The organism is Pseudomonas sp. NPDC087626 (genome assembly GCF_044743405.1).
Classification (GTDB): domain Bacteria; phylum Pseudomonadota; class Gammaproteobacteria; order Pseudomonadales; family Pseudomonadaceae; genus Aquipseudomonas.
The window spans coordinates 39,546-47,140 of sequence record NZ_JBIUWJ010000044.1 but is presented as its reverse complement, the minus strand read 5'-3'; the positions used below and the strand labels follow the sequence as shown (position 1 = coordinate 47,140).

General features: G+C 61.1%; 8 protein-coding genes. 6 read left to right on the top strand and 2 right to left on the bottom strand.

All coding sequences use genetic code 11. From position 1 onward, the window contains the following. Positions 1-301: 301 nt before the first annotated feature. The 6 genes from ACIOVD_RS25705 (at position 302) to ACIOVD_RS25680 (ending at position 5,429) form a co-directional block, all read left to right on the top strand. The gene (locus tag ACIOVD_RS25705) at positions 302-1,426 is read left to right on the top strand and encodes a polysaccharide deacetylase family protein (RefSeq protein ID WP_401130947.1); all 1,125 of its coding nucleotides are present in this window, start codon (positions 302-304) and stop codon (positions 1,424-1,426) included. Positions 1,427-1,772: 346 nt separating this feature from the next. Then, the gene (locus ACIOVD_RS25700; RefSeq protein ID WP_095171240.1) at positions 1,773-3,167 is read left to right on the top strand and encodes a PhoH family protein; all 1,395 of its coding nucleotides are present in this window, start codon (positions 1,773-1,775) and stop codon (positions 3,165-3,167) included. 128 nt (positions 3,168-3,295) lie between these two features. Then, complete coding sequence (moaC, locus tag ACIOVD_RS25695) at positions 3,296-3,769, top strand: cyclic pyranopterin monophosphate synthase MoaC (protein WP_095171238.1); 474 nt, start codon at positions 3,296-3,298, stop codon at positions 3,767-3,769. Next, on the top strand, positions 3,766-4,008 hold the full coding sequence (locus ACIOVD_RS25690; protein WP_095171236.1) for a MoaD/ThiS family protein: 243 nt from the start codon (positions 3,766-3,768) through the stop codon (positions 4,006-4,008). The genes moaC and ACIOVD_RS25690 overlap by 4 nt, the downstream gene beginning before the upstream one ends. Positions 4,009-4,011: 3 nt before the next feature. After that, the gene (gene moaE, locus ACIOVD_RS25685; RefSeq protein WP_401130944.1) at positions 4,012-4,464 is read left to right on the top strand and encodes a molybdopterin synthase catalytic subunit MoaE; all 453 of its coding nucleotides are present in this window, start codon (positions 4,012-4,014) and stop codon (positions 4,462-4,464) included. A 188-nt stretch (positions 4,465-4,652) separates the two neighbouring features. Beyond that, complete coding sequence (locus ACIOVD_RS25680) at positions 4,653-5,429, top strand: ABC transporter substrate-binding protein (RefSeq protein ID WP_159993904.1); 777 nt, start codon at positions 4,653-4,655, stop codon at positions 5,427-5,429. A 184-nt stretch (positions 5,430-5,613) separates the two neighbouring features. Here the strand turns inward: ACIOVD_RS25680 and ACIOVD_RS25675 are convergent, their stop codons facing one another. Both ACIOVD_RS25675 and ACIOVD_RS25670 read right to left on the bottom strand, forming a co-directional pair. Next, entirely contained in the window at positions 5,614-6,249 is a 636-nt protein-coding gene (locus ACIOVD_RS25675; RefSeq protein WP_095171231.1) for a transcriptional regulator, read from the bottom strand. An 87-nt stretch (positions 6,250-6,336) separates the two neighbouring features. Next, entirely contained in the window at positions 6,337-7,464 is a 1,128-nt protein-coding gene (locus ACIOVD_RS25670; protein ID WP_401130941.1) for an NAD(P)/FAD-dependent oxidoreductase, read from the bottom strand. Positions 7,465-7,595: the final 131 nt, after the last annotated feature.

Here is a 7,595-nt window from a genome sequence, read left to right as displayed (position 1 = left end):
CGAGCCCAAGCGAGGTGCCAAGTGGTGGGGCAAGAGCCTTTTGCTTACTTTTGGGCTCCTCCAAAAGTGAGCCGCTGTAAAAGCGGAACCATAGGAGGCCGTTACCGAAAAAATGGATATGTACTGGGCCCAATCCAGCACCCCAGCGGCCGCCACGCAAACAAGCTCCCTCGCCACAGGCCGCTACAACGTTGTGTCGATACCTATGCCAATCGCGGGCAAGCCTTGCTCCCACAGAAGGAGGGGAGGCAAGGTGCGGATGGGCTATAGTGCCGCGGGGTTTTGCAACGGAGACGTCCCTTTGCGTATCGCTTTACTGTTTGGCGCCTGGCTGTTCAGTGCGGGCGTGCTTGCCGCGCCCAACGAACCGGCCACCCTCGATCGCAGCACCTGGCCAGAGCAACTGACCAGCCCGACCCTGTTCGATGTCGCCTCACGGGCGGAGATCCTCGCGTTCTCTCGGGCTCTGCTCGACAGTGAAGGGCTCGACGAGCCGGCCCTGAAGCAGCGCCTGGGCTTGCGCATGATCAATCTCGAGGCGATCAATGCCCTGCGCGAGCGGATGTGGGTGCGCTTGCTGGCCAACTACGGGTTCGCCGAGCAAAGCTGCGACCAGGATGCCTCCTTCTGTTTCCTGGTCGAGGACCGCGAGACATTGCGCCAGCAGGCCGCCAAGTTCGAACTTGGGCCGGACTCCTTTTATACCCGTTGGGCCGAGCCGAGCCGGGAGTTTCACCAGCGCTACCTGGACGAACAATTGCGCAAGGCCGCGTTGCTGCCCCAGACGAGCAGTGAGGTCGAGCTGTTTGGCGACTACGAGCGTAATGGCGAGCCCCTGCATGACCGGCTGTTTGTCCTGAGTTTCGACAGCGGCGCCAATCGGGTGCCGGATCACACTGCCTGGCTGACCGAGTATCTGCGCAAGGCCAATCTGTCCGGGCTGTTCTTTGTCTTGGGCAGTGATATCCAGGGCCGCCTGGCGCAACAGTCGGTCGCCCAGTTGCAAAGGCTTTACGCGGGCCAGTGCGTCGGGGTCCAGGGGTGGCAGTTCCGTTCCCACAGTCACTGGCAGGACTGGCAGTACTCGGTGACACGCAGCATCGAACTGGTGAAGAAGCGGCTGCCGGAAAACTTCGTGCCGCTGTTCCGCCCACCCAATGGTCAACGGCGCGCCGATGCCGCGGGGTTTTTCCAGGCCCAGGGGCTGCAGGTGGCGCTGTGGGACATCGATCCGGCCGACAGCACCCGGCAACTGACGGGGGAGCAGAGTGCACAGCGGGTCTTGACCCTGATGCTGCTATGGCGCCATGGGGTGATCAATTTCAACACCCGGCAGGATGGGGTGAAAACGGCGCTGCCTTGGCTGTTGGCGCGAACGGCGCAAAGCGGGATTGGCTGGGAGGAGTGTCGGCAGGCATTTCGTTGAAAAGGTAAAAGCCCGGAATCATTGGCTTTCGGCCGATTTTCAGGGGCAATTCGATGCAGGCGGACTTCCGACTTTAACGGTGCCGGTGCCATGCGCCAAGCGGTATTTATCGGGTAAAAAAATAAACTTCAAAAAAGCATCAAAGTGCTTTTTTCTGTCATGGGTTTTGGAGTATTACGAAGACAGACCGCCGAAACCTGCAACACAGGTGGCGTCTTCCAAGACCCCTTGTGTGCAGTTCACTTGAGTCGTGCCGTAGGCGCACGTCAAGTGGACTCGGTGGCCACTTCGAGGCGCAGAACTGTCACGGTATTGCGTCGACTGGCTCCCACAAAGGTGACCGAGTATGGATGATCACGGACGTAGTTCTTCTTCCAACCAGCCAATCCTTTATGTACTCGATACCAACGTATTGATCCACGATCCCAACGCGCTGCTGAACTTTGAAGAGCACCACGTTGCCATCCCGATGACCGTCCTTGAAGAGCTGGACAAGCTCAAGAGTGGCCATCACAGCGTTGCCGCCGAATGCCGCCAGGCCATTCGCCTGATCGACAAGACCCTGGGCGACGCATCCCCTGAAGACGTTGAACTGGGCGTGCCGATCCAGCGTGGAAAAAGCGGGCCCAAGGGGCTGCTGTCGATTCTGATGAGCAAGCGTACCGAACCGAACATCGTCCTGCCCGAGCACCTGAACGACAACATCATCATCAACCAGTTGATCGACCTGCACGCGCGCGAACCGGAGTTGCCGGTGGTGCTGGTCACCAAAGACATCAACATGCGCCTCAAGGCCCGGGCCTGCGGGATCGCGGCAGAGGACTACAGCACCGACCAACTGGTTGATGACGTGTCGTTGCTGCCCAACGGTTATCACAACATGACCGGCTCCTTCTGGGACCGCGTGAGCAAGGTCGAAACCCGTCAGGACCACGGCCGCACCTGGCACCAGGTGCAGTTGATCGACAACCTGCCGGCGGTGCACATCAACGAATTCATCATCGACGAGCAGGGATTTGTCGGCTGGATCAAGGAAATCCAGGTCGACAAGCTGCTGATCCTCGACCTGCATCAGGAACCCCTGTTGCACCAGGAAGCCTGGGGTCTGAAACCTCGCGACATCTACCAGAGCCTGGCGCTGTACGCCTTGCTGGACCCGGACATCCACCTGGTCAACCTGTCGGGCGCTGCCGGTTCCGGTAAAACCATCCTGGCCCTGGCCGCGGCTATCGAGCAGACCATGGTCAGCAAGCGCTACCGGCGCATTATCGCCACCCGCAGCGTGCAGGGGCTGGACCAGGAGATCGGCTTCCTGCCGGGTACCGAAGCGGAAAAAATGGAGCCTTGGCTTGGCGCCATCACCGATAACCTCGAAGCCTTGCACATGGATGACGAAAGCACCCATGGCAGCGTCGACTACATCCTCAGCAAAGTGCCTTTGCAGTTCAAATCCCTCAACTACATCCGTGGTCGCAGCTTCCAGCAGAGCCTGATCCTGATCGACGAATGCCAGAACCTCACGCCGCACCAGATGAAAACCATCATCACCCGTGCTGGTGCCGGTTCCAAAGTGGTGTGCCTGGGTAACCTGGCGCAGATCGATACCCCTTACCTGTCCGCGACCAGCTCCGGGCTGACGTACCTGACCGAACGCTTCAAGGACTTCCCCAACGGTGTGCACATCACCCTGCAAGGGGTGCCACGTTCGATTCTGGCCGAATACGCCGAATCCCATCTGTAACATCCTCGGCAAACACGGGCGGCCCAACAGCCGCCCGTTTTTTATGGCCCGCCGCGTCCCTGATATTCAAGCGTGCGGAAAATTGACCCGCGGGTTTACAATTGGCGCTCCTGATCAGGAGTAACCCCGTGCTGACTCATCTCGATTCCCAAGGTCGCGCCAATATGGTCGACGTCACCGAAAAAGCCGTGACGTCCCGTGAGGCCACGGCCGAAGCGCTGGTGCGCATGCTTCCCGAAACCCTGCAAATGATTGTCAGCGGCGGCCATCCCAAGGGCGATGTGTTCGCCGTGGCCCGTATTGCCGGAATCCAGGCAGCGAAAAAAACCTCCGACCTGATCCCGCTGTGCCATCCGCTGATGCTGACCGGGGTCAAGGTCGAGCTCAGTGCCGAAGGGGTCGATGCCGTGCGCATCACCGCGCGTTGCAAGTTGGCCGGGCAGACCGGGGTGGAAATGGAAGCCCTGACCGCCGCCAGCATCGCGGCGCTGACCATCTATGACATGTGCAAGGCCGTGGACCGGGGCATGGTCATCGAGAGTGTGCGCCTGCTGGAGAAACTGGGCGGCAAGAGCGGGCACTATCAGGTGGCCGGGCAATGAACCTCACCGTGAAGTTTTTTGCCCGTTACCGCGAAGCCCTGGGCGTGGATTCGGTGCAGGTAGAGGGCGATTTCGCCACGGTCGACGATGTCCGGGCGCTGCTGGCGCAACGTGACGGCGCCGAGGTGCTGAGCGAGCAGAACCTGATGTGTGCGCGTAACGAAGAGCTATGCCAACTGGATGAACCGGTCGGCGATGGCGATGAGCTGGCATTTTTTCCCACTGTGACCGGAGGCTGAGTCATGGCGATTCGCGTGCAGGCGTCGCCCTTCGATCCGGGCGCTGAAGTCAACGCGATGCATGCCGCCAATGTCGGCGTGGGCGCGGTGGTGAGTTTTGTCGGCTACGTGCGTGACTTCAACGACGGCCTCGATGTGGCCGGGATGTTCCTGGAACACTACCCGGGCATGACGCAGAAGGCGCTGGGCCAGATTGCCGAGGAGGCCGAGCAGCGTTGGCCGTTGCTCAAGCTAGAAGTGCTGCACCGCATCGGAGCATTGCAGCCGGGCGAGCCGATCGTGTTTGTCGGCGCCGCCAGCGCCCACCGCCAGGCGGCGTTCGACGCCTGCGCCTTTGTCATGGACTACCTGAAGACCCGCGCGCCGTTCTGGAAAAAAGAACTGACCAGTGACGGCCCGCGCTGGGTGGACGGGCGTGACAGCGATCACGCGGCGGCGGATCGCTGGAAACCGTAACCTCCAACGCTTGATATCCCCCACTCGACCAATGGCCGAGATACCTCTGTACGCCTGATTGACGACTAATACATAAAAGTCCAGTATGGAATTATAAGTATAAAAAACCGCTTGAGGCTTCAAGCCTTGAGCGTGCAATTGCTTCTCTTCCTCTTGCCAAACCAACAACAACTCGCGAGAAAATCAACATGAAGAAGCTTCCCCTCATCAGTGGTCTGGCCCTCAGTCTGTTGGCGTGCAGCCCGTTGTTCGCGGCTGAGAAAACCCTGCGCCTGGGCATTGAAGCGGCATACCCGCCGTTCGCCTCGAAAACCTCCGAAGGCACGATCACCGGTTTTGACTATGAAATTGGCAATGCGCTGTGCGCGCAGATGAAGGTCAAGTGCGAGTGGGTCGAGGGTGAATTCGATGGGCTGATTCCTTCCCTCAAGGTGAAGAAAATCGACGCGGCCCTGTCGTCCATGACCATCAACGAAGACCGCAAGAAGTCGGTGGATTTCAGCCACAAGTACTACTTCACCTCGTCGCGGTTTGTGATGAAGGACGGTGCCGTGGTGGATGACCAGTACGCCAGCCTCAAGGGCAAGACCCTGGGGGTTCAGCGCGCCACCACCACTGATCGTTTTGCCACTGAAGTGCTGGAGCCCAAGGGCGTGCTGGTCAAGCGCTACAGCAACAACGAAGAAATCTACATGGACCTGGCCGCCGGTCGTCTGGACGGTATTTTCGCCGACACCATTCCGTTGAGCGATTTCCTGTCGATGCCGCGTGGCAAGGGTTATGCGTTCGTCGGGCCAGAACTCAAGGATCCGAAATACGTCGGTGAGGGCGCCGGGATTGCGGTGCGCAAGGGCAACAGCGAACTGGTCGCCGAGTTGAACAAGGCCATCGACGGCATTCGCGCCAATGGCGAATACCAGCAGATTTCCCAGAAGTACTTCAAGTCGGACATCTACGGCGATTGATTAACTGCTATCGCGAGCAAGCGGAGCGCCGCCCGGCTCGCTCCCACAGGTTTGATCGGTGCATGCGGGGGTGTTTGTAGGAGCGAGCTTGCTCGCGATGGTCGTCAACGATGACGCGCCAAGCCTGATTCAACACGGCATCCTCGCGTGCTTCGCTGGCAAGCCGCCAGTGCCTGTCCGCGGTTCAGCCGTGCACGGCCTTCAATTCCTTCAGGTGCTTGTACACCGTCGCCCGTCCCATGTTCAGCACATTGGCCACATAGTTGGAGGCGCTTTTGCCCTTGAAGGCGCCTTCGGCATGCAGGGCCAGCACCAGTTCGCGCTTGTGCTCGCGGGTCAACACGCTCAGGCCCAGTTGTCGTTCCCGCAGCCAGTTGTGCAGGAAGGTGTTGATGCGCTCCTGCCAGTCATCGCGAAACAGTGAATCCGGCTGTGGGATCAGTTTGCTCGGTGACAGGAACAGGTCCAGCGCTGCCTTGGCGTTCTCGAACAGCGAAATGTTCAGGTTGATGCACAGCACGGCCATCGGGTGGCCGTTGCTGTCGCGCAGGACACTGCTCAGGCTGCGGATTTTCTGGCCATCCCAATTGAGCTTCTCGTAGGGGCCGATGTTGCGTTCGCTGATGTCCTCGCTGAGCATGTCTTCGAGCGCCGCATCGCCGCCGATTTCACGCTTGGACAGGTTGTTGGCGATGTAGTCGATTTTCTGTGTGCGCAGGTCGTGCAGCACCACCTCGGCGTGGGGGAAAAACAGCGTGGCAATGGCGTCGGCGATTGCCCGGAAGTTATCCAGTGCAGGGTCTTGTAGAGGTGGGGTCATCGGTGCTGCTCCAGGCAATCGGCGCCCCGTGAGCCGGGGCGCTGGAAGTTTGCCGCAATCGGGTTCGAACGTCACCCCGGCGCCGGCTCAACCCAGGCGCGAAGGGGAGAGCATGCTGGCGCTGAGGCCAAAGTGTTGCAGTGCCGGCGGCAGCGCCTCTCCGCGGACCAGCGCCGCGCTGGCCTGGCCCATGGCGGGCGAAGTCTGGATACCGTAGCCGCCCTGGGCGGCAACCCAGAACAGCCCGGGTACTTGCGGGTCGAAGCCGCTGACCAGGTCGCCATCGCTGACAAAGCTGCGCAGGCCGGCCCAAGTACGGGTCGGGCGGCGGATGGTCAGGGTGGTGGCCTCTTCGATCTGGTAGATGCCCATGGCGATGTCCAGTTCTTCCGGCTGCACGTCATGGGGCTCTACCGGGTCGGCGTTGGCCGGCGAGCCGAGGAACATCCCGGCATCGGGTTTCATGTAGAAGGATTCGTCGAGGCTCACCAGCATCGGCCAGGCGTGGCAATCAAGGTCCTTGGGGCCTTCGAAGATAAACGCCGCGCGCCGCTTGGGAATCAGCCCCAGCGGCTGGGCGCCGGCCATTGCACCGAGATGGTCGGCCCAGGCGCCGGCGGCATTGATGATGATCGGCGCGCTGAACGTCTGGCCGGCGGTCTGCACGTGCCACAGCCCCTGGGGATCACGGCTCAGGCCCAGCACTTCGCAATCGGTGTGCAGCTGTCCCTGATTGCGGCGGATGCCCCGCAGATAACCCTGGTGCAGGGCATCGGTGTCGATGTCGGTGGCGGTCGGGTCGTAGATTGCGCCAAAGACCTTGTCCCGGCGCAGGATCGGCAGGCGTGCCAGGGCCTCGTTGGCGCTGAGCAACTGCATCTGCGGCACGGTGGCCTTGGCACTGAGGTATTGATTGCGCAGCTCATCCGGGTCGCCGGTGAAGTCCACGGTCATCTCGCCTCGAGGGGTGAGCAGCGGGTGTTCGCAGAAGCCCGCTGGCGGGGCATCGAAGAATTCCCGGCTGGCCTGGGTCAGCGCGCGTACTTGCGGGGTGCCATACGCGGCGGTGTACAGCGCCGCGGAACGCCCGGTGGAATGGTAGGCCGGGTGGGATTCGCGCTCGAGCACGATGACCCGGCCGTGGGGCGACAGCCAGAAACCGGTGGAAGCCCCGGCAATACCGCCGCCGATGATGATGAAGTCTGCCTGGGTCATGAACGTGTCCTTAAAGGCGTAAACACCTGTCCCTTGTAGGAGCGAGCTTGCTCGCGATGGCGGTGGGGGGCGCCCCCCAAAAATTTTGGGTGCCCCCCCCCAACCCCGCCCACCCGGCCCCCCCCCGGGTT